Below are 17,568 nucleotides of genomic sequence, written 5' to 3' on the forward strand. Positions count from 1 at the left end.
GGATCGGTCCCACCGCGCGGTCGCGGCGAGAGGCCCGGCGGACGCCGCCGCGACCGCGCTCCGTCGCCGCACCCGTGGCGCCGGCTCGCCCGGAAAATCCCCGGCGACCGGCCCCTTCGCCGTCGCGGGGAGGGGAGAATCCGCCCCGTTTCCGCTTTTCCTCTTGTCCTTCCCCCCATGACGCGCTTATGAAGCCGCACCACGGCGGGTCCGGATCTCCATCCCCGTGAGCGCGTGCGCGCGACCCCGTCTCCCGGCCCCTCCCGCGATCCATCTCTGACCCAGGACGTCGACCCCATGCAGGTGACCGAGACCCTTTCCGAAGGCCTGAAGCGCGAACTCTCCATCACGGTTCCCGCCGCCGATCTCGCCGGCCGGCTCGACAAGCGCCTGGCCGAACTCAAGGACACCGTTCGCATCAACGGCTTCCGCCCCGGCAAGGTGCCGACCGCGCACCTCAAGCGCCTGGTCGGTCCGCAGGAGATGGCCAAGATCGTCGACACGGTGATCGGCGAATCGATCCGCGTCGCCCTCGAGACCCGCGACGAGCGCCCGGCGCTCAACCCCGACATCGATCTCGCCGAAGGCGTCGCCGCCGAGAAGGTGGTCGCCGGTGAAGCCGATCTGGTGTTCACGGCGAGCTACGAGCTGCTGCCGACCTTCGAGATCCAGGATTGGACCGGCGTCGAGCTGGAGCGTCCGGTGGTCGAAGTCGGCGAAGACGAGGTCGACGCCCGCGTCGCCCAGATCGCCGAGAGCAACCGTCCCTTCGTCGACAAGACCGAAGGCGCCGCCGCCACCGGCGACCGCGTCAAGATCGACTTCGTCGGCTCGATCGACGGCGTGCCGTTCGAGAACGGCTCGGCCGAAGACGCCGATCTGGTGCTCGGCTCGTCGACCTTCATCCCCGGCTTCGAAGATCAGCTGATCGGCGTGTCGGTCGGCGACGAGGTCACCGTCACCGTGACCTTCCCGGCCGATTACGGCGCGGCCCACCTCGCCGGAAAGGAAGCCGCCTTCGCCGTCAAGGTGAAGGCGATTTCGGCGCCCGGCGAACTGGTCGTCGACGACGAATGGGCGACCAAGCTCGGTCTCGAATCGCTCGCCCGCCTGCGCGAAGTGGTCAAGGAGCAGATCGGCTCGCAGTATGCCGCCGCCACCCGCACCAAGATCAAGCGCGCCCTCCTCGACAAGCTCGACGAGCAGTATCGCTTCGATCTGCCCTCCAAGCTGGTCGACGGCGAGTTCGACAACATCTGGAATCAGGCCCAGCAGGAGATGACCGGCGCCGGCAAGACCTTTGCCGACGAGGGCACCACCGAAGAGGCCGCCCGCGCCGACTATCGCAAGATCGCCGAGCGCCGCGTCCGCCTCGGGCTCGTCCTCTCCGAGATCGGCGAGAAGCGCGAGGTCAAGATCACCGACGAGGAAGTGTCGCGTGCTCTGATCGAACGCGCTCGCCAGTTCCCCGGCCAGGAGAAGCAGGTGTTCGACTACTACCGCTCCAACGACATGGCGCTCGCGACCCTGCGCGCCCCGATCTTCGAGGAGAAGGTGGTCGATCTGATCCTCGCCGAGGCCAAGGTCACCGACAAGCCGGTGACCAAGGACGAGCTCCTCGCCGACCCCGACGAGGCGTGAGCGACGCCGCGCCGACGGCCTCCGCCCGGCGCGACGAACGGCGATTCTCTCCCGAAGCCCGCCCTCGTGGCGGGCTTCGTCGTTGCGCGGGAGCGGGCGCGCGCCCCGGCAACGCGGCGACGGTGCGCCGGATCTCGCGCCAACCCCTTGAACCGCGGCGCTTTCGCACCCAACTGTCGCTCTTCGGGAGGGGCGTTGACGATGAATCCGGGCAACCGGGACGGCGCGTCGCCACCCCTTTCGAATTCGTCCCCCATGCAATATGTATCGGGAAAAGGGGGGCCGACGCTCCCGGCGTCGTTCATGCCCGCGCCCGGCTCGCATCCGGGCTCCCGTCCGGCGACCCTCGCAATCCGTCGCCCCCGTCCGTCGACCCCGAGGGTCGGCACGAGGGGACCCGCAAGTTTCCGAAAGGCCAGGTGAGCCGATGCACGATCCCCTCGACACCTTGATGAGCACGCTGGTTCCGATGGTGGTGGAGACCACCAACCGCGGCGAGCGCGCCTACGACATCTATTCCCGCCTCCTCAAGGAGCGGATCATCTTCATCACCGGCCCGGTCGAAGACTACATGGCGACCCTGGTGTGCGCGCAGCTCCTGTTCCTCGAAGCCGAGAACCCGAACAAGGAGATCGCGATGTACATCAACTCTCCGGGAGGTTCCGTTACGGCGGGTCTTGCGATCTACGACACCATGCAGTTCATCAAGCCGGCGGTCTCCACGCTCTGCGTCGGTCAGGCCGCGTCGATGGGCTCGCTGCTGCTGGCCGCCGGCGCCAAGGGTGCGCGCTACTGCCTGCCCAATTCGCGGGTCATGGTGCATCAGCCCTCGGCCGGCTTCCGCGGCAACGCCGCCGACATCGCCATTCGGGCCCAGGAGATCCTGTCCCTGAAGCATCGCCTGAACGAGATCTACGTCGAGCACACCGGTCAGACGATGGACGCCATCGTCGAGGCGCTCGACCGCGACAACTTCATGACGGCGGCCGGCGCCAAGGACTTCGGGCTGGTCGATGCGGTCATCACCACCCGCGCCGCCCTCGAAGCGGTCAACGGCTGAGCGACGGCGACGGGCCGACGGTGCGCCGCCGGCTCCATTGGCATGAAGATCGCATCGAACGGTTCGATGTGATGGCTCCGAGGCGGAAGTGTCGGTTCGGCGACGAATCGACGGTCTCGGGTAGGAAAGCGCGCGAGACGCGATCGAGCGCCCTCGAAAGTCCTCTCCCGGACACCGGTGAGGGGGCTCGGGGTCATTAACGTGACCTCGAGCATTGGCTCCCTACCATGGTGATGGTCGAGGGAGTTTCCCCTCGCACCGTCCGTGCGGCGGTGGCGAGGCGAGGAGACCCGCGGCGGATCGGTCCGCTGGCGGCATCCGGTCGGAAGATCTGCGCGGTTACGAGGTTGGCGATGAGCAAAGTCACGGGAAGCGACACCAAGAACACCCTCTACTGCTCGTTCTGCGGCAAGTCGCAACACGAAGTCAGGAAACTCATCGCGGGTCCGACGGTGTTCATCTGCGATGAATGCGTCGAACTGTGCATGGACATCATCCGTGAGGAGAACAAGTCCTCGCTGGTGAAGTCGCGGGACGGCATTCCGACGCCGCGCGAGATCCGCAAGGTCCTCGACGACTACGTCATCGGCCAGGAACACGCCAAGAAGGTGCTGTCGGTCGCCGTCCACAATCACTACAAGCGGCTGAACCACGCCTCGAAGAACAACGACGTCGAGCTGTCGAAGTCGAATGTCCTGCTGATCGGTCCGACCGGTTCGGGCAAGACGCTGCTCGCCCAGACGCTCGCCCGGATCCTCGACGTGCCCTTCACCATGTCGGACGCCACGACGCTGACCGAAGCCGGTTACGTCGGCGAGGACGTCGAGAACATCATCCTGAAGCTGCTCCAGTCGGCCGACTACAACGTCGAACGGGCCCAGCGCGGCATCGTCTACATCGACGAGGTCGACAAGATCTCCCGCAAGTCCGACAACCCGTCGATCACCCGTGACGTCTCGGGCGAGGGCGTGCAGCAGGCCCTGCTGAAGATCATGGAAGGCACCGTCGCCTCGGTGCCTCCCCAGGGCGGCCGCAAGCATCCCCAGCAGGAGTTCCTGCAGGTCGACACCACCAACATCCTGTTCATCGTCGGCGGCGCCTTCGCCGGCCTCGAGCGGATCATCTCCGACCGCGGTCGCGGCACCTCGATCGGCTTCAAGGCCAAGGTCCAGGCCCCCGAAGACCGCCGCACCGGCGCGCTGTTCGCCGAGGTCGAGCCCGAGGATCTGGTCAAGTTCGGCCTGATCCCCGAGTTCATCGGCCGTCTGCCGATCATCGCGACGCTGGGCGACCTCGACGTCGACGCCCTGGTCGAGATCCTGACCGCCCCGAAGAACGCACTGGCGCGTCAGTACCAGCGCCTGTTCGAGATGGAGGGCGTCGAGCTGGTGTTCCACGAGGACGCGCTGAAGGCCATCGCCAAGCGGGCGATCGAGCGCAAGACCGGCGCCCGTGGCCTGCGCTCGATCCTCGAGGCGATCCTGCTCGAGACCATGTTCGAGCTGCCGGGCCTCAAGGGCGTCAAGGAGATCGTCATCTCCCCCGAAGTGGTCACCGGCAACGCCCGGCCGCTCTACACCTACGAGGACGAGGCGACGGCGACCTCCGCCTGATCCGCTTCCCCGCGATCGTCTCTGCGACGCCCGGCCGAACCCTCGGTCGGGCGTCGTCGTGTCGAGGACCCGACTCGTGTCGGCCACCGCGCCGGCGCCCCCGACTCCCGCCGCCATCGCCACCCGTATTCCACCCAGGTTACGCCACGTCGCCGAGAAGTCCCTGACGCTACGAGGAAATTCATCCTTTTCGCAGTGCGGCGATCACAGACCGGTGTTTTCCTTGACACGGCCGGACCCGGTAGCCACCTAATGGGAGAACGGGACCTTCGCAGGGGATCTCATCGTCGGGCCCCAGGAGGGGACGGGGGAGGGGTGGTCTGCCGAACGGACGGCGCGTGGGACGGCTCGGGGCCGCTCGCCACGCTGCGGTCCGCGGGACGTCGGTCGCCGGTCCGCCGCCGAGATCGGGGCACGTGGTGCCCGATGGTCGGAGGCGTGGCCAGAAAGGACGGGAACATGACCGCCGAAGACACTTCGACCGCCGCCGGCACCCCCGGCACCGACATCTATGCCGTGCTGCCGCTGCGCGACATCGTCGTCTTTCCGCACATGATCGTGCCGCTGTTCGTGGGCCGCGAGAAGTCGATCCGCGCCCTCGAGCAGGTGATGAAGGCCGACAAGCAGATTCTGCTCGCCACGCAGAAGAACGCCTCCGACGACGATCCGACCAGCGATGCGATCTATGAGATCGGTACGCTGGCCAGCGTCCTGCAGCTTCTCAAGCTGCCCGACGGCACCGTCAAGGTGCTGGTCGAGGGCGCCAGCCGGGCCGAGATCGTGCGCTTCGTCGAACGCTCCGACATCTTCGAGGCGGAAGTCCGCGTCGTCGACGAAGTGGTCGCCAGCCCCGTCGAGATGGAGGCGCTCGCCCGCTCGGTGGTCACCGAGTTCGAGAACTACGTCAAGCTCAACAAGAAGGTCTCGCCGGAGGTCCTGGGCACGGTCACCCAGATCACCGACCATTCCAAGCTCGCCGACACCGTCGCCTCGCATCTCGCGGTCAAGATCCCGGAGAAGCAGGAGCTGCTCGGCATCCTCTCGGTGTCGAGCCGCCTCGAGAAGGTGCTCGGCCACATGGAGAGCGAGATCTCGGTGCTCCAGGTCGAAAAGCGCATCCGCTCGCGCGTCAAGCGCCAGATGGAGAAGACCCAACGCGAGTACTATCTGAACGAGCAGATCAAGGCGATCCAGAAGGAGCTCGGCGACAACGAGGACGGCCGCGACGAACTGGCCGAGCTCGAGGAGCGGATCGTCAAGACCAAGCTCTCCAAGGAGGCCCGGGAAAAGGCCACCGGCGAGCTCAAGAAGCTGCGCCAGATGAGCCCGATGTCGGCGGAAGCCACCGTCGTGCGCAACTACCTCGACTGGCTGCTCGGCATCCCCTGGCAGAAGAAGTCGAAGCTGAAGCAGGACCTGAACTTCGCCCAGGAGATCCTCGACGACGACCACTACGGCCTCGACAAGGTCAAGGAGCGGATCGTCGAATATCTCGCCGTGCAGAGCCGCGGCAACAAGCTGAAGGGCCCGATCCTGTGCCTGGTCGGCCCTCCGGGCGTCGGCAAGACCTCGCTCGGCAAGTCGATCGCCAAGGCGACCGGCCGTGAGTTCGTGCGCGTGTCGCTCGGCGGCGTGCGCGACGAATCGGAGATCCGCGGTCATCGCCGCACCTACATCGGCTCGATGCCCGGCAAGGTCGTCCAGTCGATGCGCAAGGCCAAGAAGTCCAATCCGCTGTTCCTGCTCGACGAGATCGACAAGATGGGTATGGACTTCCGCGGCGATCCCTCGTCGGCCCTGCTCGAGGTGCTCGATCCCGAACAGAACTCGACCTTCATGGACCACTACCTGGAGGTCGAATACGACCTCTCGGACGTGATGTTCGTGACCACCGCCAACACGCTGAACATCCCGGCGCCGCTGATGGATCGGATGGAGATCATCCGCATCGCCGGCTACACCGAGGACGAGAAGCTCGAGATCGCCCACAAGCACCTGATCCCCAAGATCATGAAGGATCACGGGCTGAAGGCGAAGGAGTTCTCGATCGACGATTCGGCCCTGCGGATGGCGATCAGCACCTACACCCGGGAAGCCGGCGTGCGGAATCTCGAGCGCGAGCTCGCGACTCTCGCCCGTAAGGCGACCAAGGACCTGGTGCTGAAGAAGGCCGACAAGATCGTCGTCGATCCGGCGCAGCTCGAGGCCTATCTCGGCGTTCCGCGCTTCCGGCACGGCGAGGTCGAGCTCGAGGATCAGGTGGCGGTGGTCACCGGTCTCGCCTGGACCGAGGTGGGCGGCGAGTTGCTGACCATCGAGGCGGTGATGATGCCCGGCAAGGGCCGCATGACCGTCACCGGCAACCTGCGCGACGTGATGAAGGAGTCGATCTCGGCGGCGGCGTCCTATGTCCGCTCGCGGGCCCTGGACTTCGGCATCGAGCCGCCGCTGTTCGAGAAGCGCGACGTCCACGTCCATGTTCCCGAAGGCGCCACGCCCAAGGACGGGCCGTCGGCCGGCATCGCCATGGCCACCACCATCGTCTCGGTGTTGACCGGCATCCCCGTGCACCACGACGTCGCCATGACCGGCGAAGTCACCCTGCGCGGTCGCGTCCTGCCGATCGGCGGGCTCAAGGAGAAGCTCCTGGCGGCGCTGCGCGGCGGCATCAAGAAGGTGCTGATCCCGCAGGAGAACGCCAAGGATCTCGCCGAGATCCCGGAGAACGTGAAGTCCGGGATGGAGATCATTCCGGTCAGTCGGATGGACGAGGTGCTCGCCCATGCCCTGACCCGGATGCCCGAACGCATCGAATGGGAGGAGCCGGCGACCACCGCGGCCGCCACTCCCGACGACGACGCGGCCTTGCCGACCGCGCACTGACCGGCCGAATCGCTGCCCGTTCGTCCCTCGAGACCCCCGCGTGTCGGCCACACGCGGGGGTTTTTCGTGGGTTGAAGGCGACAGTTCGGAAACGTCTTCGGTGAAAATTGCCGATTCCGGTCGAAAATCCACGGGAGACGTCGAGAAAACCCTTGCGGCGCGCCGCTTTTCGGGGCTTTTGGCGCAAGTCCGTCCGGTCGGCGGGCGTTCGCTGCGGGCTGCGATACGACATTCCGTCGGGTCGTTTCGCCGCGGTCAGGACGCCGATCGTCCCCGGGCGGGTCTGAGACAGACTGTTCCGCCGATGGTTCCGCGGCCGCGATGCGCCGCCGTGCCGAGATCAAGAACGAGGGAAGACGACGATGAACAAGAACGACCTGATCGCCGAAGTGGCCTCCAAGACCGGCCAGACCAAGGTTGCCGCCGGTGAAGCCGTGGACGCCGCCTTCGACGCGATCACCGCGGCCCTCGCCAAGGGCGACGACGTCAAGATCGCCGGCTTCGGCAACTTCGTCGTGTCGACCCGCGCCGCCTCGGAAGGCCGCAACCCGCGTACCGGCGAGACCATCGCCATCCCCGCCCAAAAGGCCGCCAAGTTCCGCGCCGGCAAGGCCCTCAAGGACGCCGTCAACGGCTGATCCATCGTGCGGTGTGATCGGCCGCCCACGGGCCCGATCGCCCGCCGTTCCCCTCGCGCGCCGGCCTGCGGCGGCGGGGAGGGTCGTGACGAGATCGCGCCGCCGCGTTCGGCCGCGCGGTCGCACCGACGATCGCGATCCCTCGTGGATCGCCGGTCGCTTTCGAACTTCCGGTCGCGCGGGGCGCTCGTTCACCGCGCACCGGCGCCGATCGGACAGGGTCGCAGGCGACGCGCGAAGTTTTCGCGCGCGCCTTTCGGCCTTCGACGGCAGGGATCGCGGCGCGGCATCGCCGTCGCGATCGACCGGCGCCGCTCGCCCGCGGCGTCCCCGGGCGGTTAGCTCAGCGGTAGAGCGACGGTTTTACACGCCGTTGGTCGGGGGTTCGATCCCCTCACCGCCCACCATCTATCTAGTTGTTTTGAAATCGCTTTTTATTTCGCCGGCTTACACGTCTTTCGGGGCTCTGGCGATTTGGAAGCAGATGGTAACCAACCCAGGCGGAATGGCACCGTTTGGAAGCCCCGTCTTTGGTCACTGACATTTTCAGAGACCCCGTTTTGGGCACCAGGAAAATGCCCGGAAATTCCCTCTGGCCCCTGAAATTCTAACCCCCTGTTCTAATATTCGGAGGCCTCCGGCTTTGGTTCAAAACCCTGACCCCTTTTCGGCATATTCGCCGCACCTGTAGGGGGGGTGTAACTCACTGATTTCCCTACGCTTTCGACTTCCTTAATTTTTATAATATTCTCTAATATCCGCTGTCCACCCTGTCCACGCCGTCCAAACCTCATGAATTCAACAACTTACGGCGGAGCCGCGCTGTCCAAGTGCTGTCCAACACCGTCCAAATAGTCGCCGAGAAAGGGTGGTTTCACCGCACAACGCCGCGGGCGCACACCAACACCGGCGCCGGTCTCGCAAATTTTTTTGAAAATTCCGTTTCACGAGGGCGCGGCGCGGGCTCGCGTCGGGGTGGCGCTGAGCGATGCGGCAGCGGGGGGCAAGTCCGCCGCCGCGGTGCGTAATCGAGCCAACCCGAGTTAATGCAACCAGCAGGAGAATAACGCGTGTACTGCGCTTACACTGGTTGGGAAGCGTGTATAGGTTTCGCCGGAGCGACACTGGAGAAACCTCGGGCTGCGTCCGCACTCGCAGGCCACCCGGGGTGGGGAAGGACCCGAAGGTGGGCCGCCATGGTTGTCGCGTGGGGATGGGAGCACACATCCGCCGGATCGCCGGTGGCGCGCCCGCTTCCGATCACGCAACGGCTGTTTCCAACTGATCGTGGTCAGCGTGGGGCGGTGCGGCATTAGAGGCGAAGAGAGGGCGCGGGAGAGTGGTGCGGTAGTCGACCAATTATTGGTTTCGGATGTATGCTCAAAGGCCGAGGACATAGGAACCTGTATCCATCGGAAGGTTTCATGCTTGGCATCGAGACATCGCGCGACTTACTCGCAGTCCTTTGCGAAGACGACGACGCCTATTGACTGGATCCGACGTCAGAGCGGCTGGCGGTGCACTGTTCAGTAACCGGACGCCATCTTCACGATTGAATTTTTCACGAGTTCATCGATGAGAAGAAAGCGCCGGGCCTCGGCGAACTTCGTGGCGACCCGATTGTCGACGAGGCCGGGGAGCCCATCTCGGCACCGAAACCCTTCTGGTGGTCGTGGACCAAGCGACCGCTCCCTTGGTTCCCGGTCCTCCAAAATCTCGCCAACGGGACAAAGCAAATGAACCTCGGCTCGCCGAACCTCGGGGCCGCCGTCACAGGATCGCGCTCGGCGGCGTCGCGCACGGCTCTGGACGGCGCTCGGGCGGGGGACATTGATGGGATGAACGGTCATCCGAGGGCGCCATCTCCATTCGCCGACCCCGGATGACCCCGCGTCCACAAACCCGTCTTGACGAGTGCGACAGATGGACTCATTGTCAGTTCAATCGAAGGGATTTTCCGGCTCTGTGGACACGAGCGGGATGGCTCCCGCATCGCCCGAGTGTTCCCTCGAAAATCCCTACGCCCCACCCGGCCGTGGAGTCGGGGCTGCGCAGCTCGTCTCACCTCATTCAGCCGGAACAACTCCGGCTGATCGCCGATAGTTGTCCCGGCGACGTGCTGCTGATCGAACAGGTCGATCGGCTCTCGCGCCTCACCTCCTCCGATTGGCAGCGGTTGCGCTCCGAACTCGACGCCCGACAGATCTGCGTCGTCGCCCTCGACCTCCCCACGTCGTGGATGCTCACCGCACCGGCCGACGACTTCACCGCCCGCATGTTCGGCGCCGTCAATTCGATGATGCTCGACGTGCTCGCCGCCGTGGCGCGGAAGGACTACGAGGACCGCCGCCGCCGGCAGGCTCAAGGACAGGCGAAGGCCAACGCGGCGGGTAATGATACCTGTGCGCGGGTAACTCTCGACGACAGGATTTTGACGTGATTCACTCAATTAAGGCAATGGAGTGAGGTGTGTCATGTCGCGGCGGCGAATCGGACAGGAGAGCTTCGGGTTCGACGACGCGGGCGTCGGCACTCATCCTTGGATGATCTGTCGAAGTTGATCTATTGGGCTCCGGTCGATCAGGCGCTCGTCGGCATTTCCTGCGCGGCGAAGGGGGAACCGGCGTGGCCGCCTCTGGCTTTGTTCAAGGCGTTGCTCCTCGCGGTCTGGTACGACGTGTCGGACGTGAAGCTCGCCGAAGCCCTCGACGATCGTACGTCGTTCCGCCGGTTCTGTGGCTTCTCGGGTGCCGAGCCGACGCCTGAGCGCACCGCCTTCGTTCGGTTCCGCAGGGCATTGACCACTCGAGGGCTCGATCAGGTGTTGTTCGGCGACGTGACGGTCCAGTTGACGGCCAAGACAATCCGGGTGAAGACCGGCACGCTCGTCGACACCACCATCATTGCTTCCGCCAGCAAAGGCGACGAGGAAGCCCGTTGGGTCAAACACAAGCGCGAGCCTGCGGTCCACGGCTTCAAAGCCCATGTCGGTGCCGACGCCGACACCACGTTGGTCGAGGAGATCGCCGTCACCTCGGCCAACGTCCATGACCGCAAGGCCGGCGGCGACGCACTTCCCGACGATCCTGGCCAAGTCTTCGCCGACAGCGCCTATCGCGGCGAGACCTTCCGGGCGGCCGTTCGAGCCACGGGCGGAACGCCGTGCATCGTCGCCACCCACATGTAGGGGCGTGACGAGCAGGAGACTTTGGCGCGGCTCGATGCCTGGAACCAGCCGATCCATCGGATCCGAGGCCGGATCGAGAAGATCTTCGGGACCTGGAAGCGGTCCTACGGGCTTCGGCGGATCTGATGGTTGGGCTTGGCGAAGGCTTCTCTGCAAATCCGCCTCACCGCAATCGCCTACAACATGAGACGAACCCTGAGCATCCTCGCCGCCGCTGTGTGAAATGCGGACCACGCACTGCCGCCCTGTCGCGTCGGAGGCCGAAACAGGGCCGCCTTCCACGCCGGCAATTCCGAAACTGTCTCGTTCCGAGCGTCAAATCAAAGCGATAGCCCGGCTGCGCACAGGTCTCATAAGTACACCGGCCGCGCCGAGAACGTCGCTCGCAACGACGGTAGCGCCGCCATGCTGCGCTCCGGCGCTTCGTGGTCGACGATCCAGGCAGCAACCGGATGCAGCCGTGCGACAATCGCGAAGATTGCCAAGCGGGCGGCGCAGACCGAATGACGTTCGTCGACCTAACCGCCGTCGCGACGGTGCAGCTGCTCCTCTTGATCGGCGCGCGCCTCTCCGAGATCCTCGAACTCAAATGGGATCACGTCGACCTCGTCGCCGGCACCTTGGCGCTGCCCTATCAAAAGGGGTGCGGGCGCGAGCCGTATCCGGTGGCAACCGCTGCGCTCGACGTGCTGGCACGGCGGAGCATTCTGACGCAGCCGAATCCTGGGCCTCTGAACGGCGGGCGGAGTGACGGAACACCAAGAGCCCCGCTTGAACGACAAGCAGGCAGCCGCCCATCTTGTAGTCAAATTTTCCGCCACGCGCGCTCCTTCGTATTTCGGGCGGCGATTTCTTCCGGCTGCGAATCATCAATGACGTTGAGTGATGAATGTATTAATGTTTGCCTTCTGCCTTAGTTCCAATATTTTGTGCCAAAATTTGCGAAAATAACTTATTAAAAAATCATTTTGTTCTTTCAAATACTGCAAATCTTCCCCGAAGATCGGCATTAATTGACCCTTAATAACCTATGTGATGTTTTATCCATCGAGACGCAACACGCGGAAGGTGGAGAAAATGCTCGGTCGCTTCAAACTTGGTCACCAGGTCCTGACTGTCGCGTTGTTTGCAGCGATCGGCTTTCTTGCCATTTTTGCGAGTGCATTGTGGACCAATAGCCGTCAGTCGGTACTTCAGGGGCAGTCGCGGTTGGGCGAAGCGGCAGCGCTCTCTGCGGCGCGGCTGGGGAGCGATTTGTTGCAACTGCGCCGACATGAGAAAGATTTCCTGCTGCGGTCCGACGCCAAATATGCCGTTCAACATGCCACCGTGGCCGAGCAGGTGAAGGCGCGCATCGCTGAGCTCGCGGAGGAGGCCAAGGAGCTCGGCGACGACACCTTGATGCGGACGATCGATGGCCTTGCCGCGCCCTATGATCGGTACCTCGCGGCCTTCCGGCGGGTGGTTGAGATCCGCCGCACCATGGGACTCGATCCCAGCTCCGGCCTCGAAGGCGAAATGCGAAATTCGGTGGACGACTTCGAGAAGCGTGTCGGCACGATGAACGACGTCGCTCTCACCGCAGAACAGTTGATGCTACGCCGACAGGAGAAGGACTACATGCTGCGTCGGCAGGCGAGCTACGCCGTCGATCATGCCAAGGTGGTCGAAGATTTGAAGGCGATGGTGCAGAGCCGCGATATGCCGCTGATGGATAAGGTGGCGCTCAACGGCGCCACGGATGCCTACGCGACGAGGTTCAAAGCCTGGGTGGCGGCGGCCGAGGCACTCGCTCAGGCGCAGCAGGCCGCGTCGGCTGGCTATGCCGAGATGGAGCCGCTCGCCGACGCTGCAACGACGCGGGCGGACGAACTCAGCCGCACGACCTCGGCAGCGGCGGATGCGATCGAGCGGCAGGGTTTAGTGGTATTGATAGCAGTGATCCTGGCGCCGCTCGTCGGCTCGCTGGCGCTGTCGATGGTGATCTGGCGCTATGTCGGCGGTTCGCTCGGCGCCCTTGAGGCCGCGATGTCGGCAGTGGCACGCGGCAGCTTCGACGAAACCATCGAGGGGACCGTAGACGGCAACGAAATTGGCTCGATGGCGCGGACGCTGGTGAACTTCCGCGCCTCGTTGAGGCAGGCCGAGCAATTGCGAAATACGCAAGCGGCCGAACAGATCGCCCGTCAACGTCGAGCCGAGGAGTTGGAGCGACTGGTGCGCGGCTTCGAGATTGGGATCGGGGAAGTGGTGAACGCGGTGTCCTCGGCTGCGACGGAGTTGCGCGCCTCGGCGGCGTCGCTGACCGGCACGGCAGAGGAGACATCGCGCCAGTCTGGTTCGGTTGCGAGTTCCGCCGAAGCGGCGTCCACCCAAGTACATTCGGTCGCCGGCGCCTCCGAGGAACTTTCGGCCTCGATCGGGGAAATTTCTCGCCGCATGGCCGAATCCCACGCCATTTCGAGCGAGGCGGTGGACGAGGCCAACCACACGGCGGGTATCGTCCATGATCTGGCCGCCAATGCTGCGCGCATCGGTCACGTGGTGGAACTGATCCGGGCCATCGCGGCACAGACCAACCTGCTCGCCCTGAACGCCACGATCGAGGCGGCACGGGCTGGCGAAGCGGGAAAGGGCTTTGCTGTAGTCGCCGGCGAGGTCAAGATGCTGGCGACCCAGACGTCGCAGGCCACCGCCCAAATCAACGACGAGATTGTCGCAATCCAGGCTGCCACGACCACTGCGGTCGGTGCGATGGATAGAATTTCGTCGATCATTGCCCAGATCAACGCCATAGGCGCCTCGATCGCCGGCGCGGTCGAGGAGCAGGGCGCCATCACCCGCGAGATCACCGAGACCATTAAGCGGGTATCCGGGGAGACGCACGAGGCGTCGAGCAATATCGGCGGCGTGCTGCGCGCCTCGGAGGAGACTTCGGCCGCCGCCAATCTGGTGCTCGGTGCCTCCGACGACCTGTCGCGCCAGTCGGAATCACTGGCGGCGAGCGTGCAGAGTTTCGTTGCAGATGTCAGGCGGGCGTAAAACACTCGTTTGTTGCATTCTGGACGGGGCGGCAGCGCCGGCTGCTGTGTTCCATTGGGCTATCAACCTTGGAGACGAGCTGCTTTGCTCCCGCAAGATTGGGCGGCGGGGCCGGCGGCGCATCGTGTGCGGTTGAACGTTGCGCTGATTCTCGGTCGCGCTGCCGCCCGAATGTCTGGCAGTCCTCCGCACGGCGGTGCGGAGTTCCTCGGGGAGATGGGTGGGTTGGTCACGGGGGCGATGCATCAAGATTGCAATGGGCAAAAATTCAATAAAAGAAGTCGTGCAGCAGCGTCTCGTCATGGACTCTCGAAAACTCGATTCCAATGACGTCAGGTGAGCGTCGGACGACGACGCCTCGCATTTTACCCACAACGACGGGGGTTCCTATCTCGGGCTTTGGTTCGACCTGAACCGCCGCGCCGGAAGGTGATACATCCAAGATCTTGCCCCGCAGCCATTTGCCGTCAGGCAGGAACAATTTCGCAAAGGGGTTTCCCGGCGCAACGCGTTCGTGGCGCCGATCCTCCGGGAGTTTGAGAATATGCTTGTTCGCCAACCACGTGAGCTGATTGGCCAGTTTGTCTCGTCGCGCGGGGGTGGTTGCCAGTGCCACGGCAAACCCGTGGTCCGTCAGACGAGCTATGCGCCCCTCGATTCGCCCGATCTTCTCGATATAGGCGACAATCCGAGTTCCGATACGTCCGGGCAGATTGAACCTCCAGCGCTGCACCGCGCGATGACATGTCCACGATTCGGCAGATCATCTCGGTTCGGTCTTCGAGCATGCATCGTCCGGCGAGATCGACCTTCACGCGCTGCAAGTCTCGCCGGTCGGTGGACTGCGGCAGGGACTTGGCTGGGATCTTCCGACGAAATCGCATCGCACTACTCTCGCGTCCGTCTGGGCGCCACGGCGATAATTTAGCTGTTGCCGATTAATAGCGGGTGTCCGGGCCGGTGGGCGATTCTCAAATCGCTAAAAACCTGAACCGGGCGGAACTCACCGTGCTCGAGCACGACGAGCAGGTGTCGGAGTGGGTGCGGCTGACGGAAGCAAAGAGCCGGAACTTTCTGGATGAGACCCGTCAATTCTCTACGAAGCCGCGGGTTTTGATGAAGCAGTTAAGGGTTTCTTTCAGAGACATTGAGACTCTCCGCGCGTGGGAGAGGCATCTCGAATGCTGATGAAACGGCTAGGTACGAAGTCGACGCGGTTGCAAAGGCAATCCGTCGGATTTCTGGTTCTCGTCTGCGGGCTGATCGGCAGCCTGGAAATTTGGCGCGAATACGGGAGCTTTTCGTCGACCTATTCGAATGCCCGTTCGGATCTTGAAGGGCTCGCTCGTGTGCTGATCGAGCAGGCCGAAGGTAGCCTCGAGAGCGCAGACAGCGCGCTCCACGTCATCGGTGGGCTCGTCGGTGACGGCTCCTTCGACGATCGGCCTGCGGACATCGACTCCATGTTGAGCCGGCAGGCAACGCAACTACCGCAACTCCGAGGTTTCTTCCTCTATGACGAACGTGGCCGCCTCGTGGCCTCTTCCGATCGTCCGAATGAAGACGAAGTCGATAATTCGGGACGCTCCTATTTCCAGCACCACCGCTCTTCGATCGGCTTGCCGACAAGCATCGATGGCCTCACGCATGCCAAAGCCGGCAATCTCGACGTCGTCCAGATCTCGTACCGCATTTCCGACAGGGCCGGAAGGTTTCGTGGTGTCGTGGTCTCCGGTATCGAAGCCGACAGATTCTCCAGCGTATACGCGAATTTGGCGCCGCATAACGGCTCGGCGATCACGCTCGCCACGACCGAGGGCGTCCTGCTGTCGCGATACCCCCGCCCGGCGTCGGGTATCGGTGTTCGCTTTCCGATCGGCCGCGCCAAACTCGCTGCTGCGGCGACCGGTTTCGGTTTTCTCGACATAGTCTCGCCGTTGGACGGCGACCGGAAGCTCATCGCCGTCCGATTTGGGCGGCTCTTTCCGATCGGCGTTTTCGTCTCGGATTCTTATGCCGAAGTAGTCGACGATTGGTGGCGGGAGGCCCTGCCGCGCATTGCGATCGTCCTGGGGTTGCTTTCGCTAGTAAGTGTTGTTGGGCTAGCACTTTTCCGACAGGCGCGACAGCAGCAGGTCCTTGCCTTGGCACTCACAGCGAGTAACGAACGCTACCGTTTGGTGACCGAGAGCTCCGCCGACCTGATTCTCCAGATTTCGGCGGACGGGCGGATCGCTTATGCCTCAGCGGCGGCGGCGGCCATCCTCGGAGTGCAGCCCGGCGACTTGATCGGGCACGATGCCACGACAGAGTTGGTGCATCCTGCAGACCGGGTGGAGGTATCCGAACAGTTTCGTCGGCACGTCATCGGGGAGGTTGAAACGACCAAACTCCTTCACCGGTTCGTTCACCGGGACGGCCACGAGGGATGGATCGAGGCGACACTCGAGTCCTTTCGAGCGACGGACACGGGCGCCTTCCAGGGCATCGTCGCGGTTTCTCGCGACGTGACCGAGCGACAGGCGGCGGAGCGCCATCTCGCCGAACTGGCGGCGACCGATGGTCTGACGATGCTGCCCAACCGACGCTTCTTCGATGCGACACTAGCCAAGGAATGGTTGCGCGCGAAGCGTAACGCCAACCCGATCTCTCTACTTTTCCTCGATGTTGATCACTTCAAGGTTTTCAACGACCACTACGGGCATTTGGAAGGCGACGACTGCCTGCGGCGTGTTGCAAATGTCTTGAAGAGCCGACCGGCGCGCTCCACCGATCTCTCGGCACGCTACGGCGGTGAAGAATTCGTGGTGCTGTTGCCCGAAACGGGTTCGACGAGAGCACAGAGCATCGCGGAATCGTTGCGCCGTTCCATCTTCGATCTCGCGATTCCACAGGAGGGGGTGCACGCGAAAGCAACCCTCTCGGTCAGTATCGGCGTGGCAACTGCCCTACCCTTCACAATGGACTCGGGCGAAGCAGTGAACTTGGTGGCCGCCGCCGACGCAGCACTTTTCCGCGCGAAGCACGCCGGGCGGAATCGAGTCGCTTTGGCCGAGCCTGAATTTTATTCGATGGATGTGTTCGAGGACGCGCCGAGATCTAGCAAGGTGATGAAATAGGTCCTGTGGAGCGGGTTCGTTCCTGTGGCGGGTCATCAACGATGCCGTTTTTGGCTGCCGGGCCGCGTCGACCAGCCCTCGACCTCGTTCATGCCACCAGGTCGATTTGGCCTACTGCGGGGTGATCTGTCGACAGTATGCGCGCTTCGCTGAATCCGGACAGCCATTCCGCTAATTCCCGGACAGCGTTTCCGCTAAAGTCCGGACAGTTTTGACGGGGTGGTCCTCGGGTGCCTCGTTTTCGTCAGGGGTTATAGGTTTCGCCGTTTTCGGCGGGGGTCAAGAGGGGCGAGGCCCTTTGCTTGCGCATGCTGTCGCCGGCCAGTTCGATGCGGTGGGCGTTGTGGACGAGGCGGTCGAGCACGGCGTCGGCGACGGTATTGTC

11 protein-coding genes, 1 tRNA gene and 1 pseudogene are annotated in these 17,568 nt (G+C 63.9%); 11 read left to right on the forward strand and 2 right to left on the reverse strand.

The window, feature by feature from the left end; all coding sequences use genetic code 11:
• Window positions 1-297 precede the first annotated feature (297 nt).
• The 10 genes and pseudogenes from tig to EYW49_RS10675 all read left to right on the forward strand — a co-directional run bounded on the left by tig (window position 298) and on the right by EYW49_RS10675 (window position 14,064).
• Window positions 298-1,641: a trigger factor gene (tig, locus tag EYW49_RS10630; protein WP_131309386.1), complete on the forward strand. Its 1,344-nt coding sequence runs from the start codon at window positions 298-300 to the stop codon at window positions 1,639-1,641.
• A 427-nt stretch (window positions 1,642-2,068) separates the two neighbouring features.
• Entirely contained in the window at window positions 2,069-2,701 is a 633-nt protein-coding gene (locus EYW49_RS10635) for an ATP-dependent Clp protease proteolytic subunit (RefSeq protein WP_131309388.1), read from the forward strand.
• A gap of 353 nt (window positions 2,702-3,054) precedes the next feature.
• Complete coding sequence (clpX, locus tag EYW49_RS10640) at window positions 3,055-4,314, forward strand: ATP-dependent Clp protease ATP-binding subunit ClpX (protein WP_131309390.1); 1,260 nt, start codon at window positions 3,055-3,057, stop codon at window positions 4,312-4,314.
• A 459-nt stretch (window positions 4,315-4,773) separates the two neighbouring features.
• Complete coding sequence (gene lon / locus EYW49_RS10645) at window positions 4,774-7,197, forward strand: endopeptidase La (RefSeq protein WP_131309392.1); 2,424 nt, start codon at window positions 4,774-4,776, stop codon at window positions 7,195-7,197.
• A gap of 362 nt (window positions 7,198-7,559) precedes the next feature.
• Window positions 7,560-7,835 carry an HU family DNA-binding protein gene (locus tag EYW49_RS10650; protein ID WP_131309394.1) on the forward strand — a complete coding sequence of 92 codons (276 nt, stop codon included), beginning with the start codon at window positions 7,560-7,562 and terminating at the stop codon, window positions 7,833-7,835.
• 332 nt (window positions 7,836-8,167) lie between these two features.
• A tRNA-Val gene (locus EYW49_RS10655) sits at window positions 8,168-8,242 on the forward strand.
• A gap of 1,646 nt (window positions 8,243-9,888) precedes the next feature.
• A pseudogene (locus EYW49_RS23425) lies at window positions 9,889-10,227 on the forward strand (recombinase family protein); the annotation flags it as partial.
• 75 nt (window positions 10,228-10,302) lie between these two features.
• The gene (locus EYW49_RS10665; protein ID WP_228259565.1) at window positions 10,303-11,022 is read left to right on the forward strand and encodes an IS5 family transposase; all 720 of its coding nucleotides are present in this window, start codon (window positions 10,303-10,305) and stop codon (window positions 11,020-11,022) included.
• Window positions 11,023-11,525: 503 nt separating this feature from the next.
• The gene (locus EYW49_RS10670; RefSeq protein WP_131309398.1) at window positions 11,526-11,939 is read left to right on the forward strand and encodes a site-specific integrase; all 414 of its coding nucleotides are present in this window, start codon (window positions 11,526-11,528) and stop codon (window positions 11,937-11,939) included.
• Between the two features lie 160 nt (window positions 11,940-12,099).
• Window positions 12,100-14,064 (forward strand): methyl-accepting chemotaxis protein, encoded by a 1,965-nt coding sequence (locus EYW49_RS10675; RefSeq protein ID WP_165498207.1) that lies wholly within the window; start codon window positions 12,100-12,102, stop codon window positions 14,062-14,064.
• Between the two features lie 268 nt (window positions 14,065-14,332).
• Here EYW49_RS10675 and EYW49_RS10680 read toward each other — a convergent pair whose 3' ends face one another.
• Complete coding sequence (locus EYW49_RS10680; RefSeq protein ID WP_323052992.1) at window positions 14,333-14,797, reverse strand: PilZ domain-containing protein; 465 nt, start codon at window positions 14,795-14,797, stop codon at window positions 14,333-14,335.
• 448 nt (window positions 14,798-15,245) lie between these two features.
• Between EYW49_RS10680 and EYW49_RS10685 the strand changes: the two genes are divergently transcribed.
• Complete coding sequence (locus tag EYW49_RS10685; protein WP_131309402.1) at window positions 15,246-17,183, forward strand: sensor domain-containing diguanylate cyclase; 1,938 nt, start codon at window positions 15,246-15,248, stop codon at window positions 17,181-17,183.
• Between the two features lie 244 nt (window positions 17,184-17,427).
• On the opposite strand, the gene EYW49_RS10690 is transcribed toward EYW49_RS10685, so the two are convergent.
• Window positions 17,428-17,568: ATP-binding protein (locus tag EYW49_RS10690; protein WP_228259569.1), on the reverse strand; the 141-nt coding region annotated here is incomplete at its 5' end.

Origin of the sequence: Siculibacillus lacustris (assembly GCF_004328075.1) — a bacterium.
Lineage (GTDB): Bacteria > Pseudomonadota > Alphaproteobacteria > Rhizobiales > Ancalomicrobiaceae > Siculibacillus > Siculibacillus lacustris.

What these genes read in the sequence shown, in the direction of transcription:
- tig (WP_131309386.1), top strand. Translation starts at nt 298, where the DNA reads ATGCAGGTGACCGAGACCCTTTCCGAAGGCCTGAAGCGCGAACTCTCC.
- EYW49_RS10635 (WP_131309388.1), top strand. Translation starts at nt 2,069, where the DNA reads ATGCACGATCCCCTCGACACCTTGATGAGCACGCTGGTTCCGATGGTG.
- clpX (WP_131309390.1), top strand. Translation starts at nt 3,055, where the DNA reads ATGAGCAAAGTCACGGGAAGCGACACCAAGAACACCCTCTACTGCTCG.
- lon (WP_131309392.1), top strand. Translation starts at nt 4,774, where the DNA reads ATGACCGCCGAAGACACTTCGACCGCCGCCGGCACCCCCGGCACCGAC.
- EYW49_RS10650 (WP_131309394.1), top strand. Translation starts at nt 7,560, where the DNA reads ATGAACAAGAACGACCTGATCGCCGAAGTGGCCTCCAAGACCGGCCAG.
- EYW49_RS10670 (WP_131309398.1), top strand. Translation starts at nt 11,526, where the DNA reads ATGACGTTCGTCGACCTAACCGCCGTCGCGACGGTGCAGCTGCTCCTC.
- EYW49_RS10675 (WP_165498207.1), top strand. Translation starts at nt 12,100, where the DNA reads ATGCTCGGTCGCTTCAAACTTGGTCACCAGGTCCTGACTGTCGCGTTG.
- EYW49_RS10685 (WP_131309402.1), top strand. Translation starts at nt 15,246, where the DNA reads ATGCTGATGAAACGGCTAGGTACGAAGTCGACGCGGTTGCAAAGGCAA.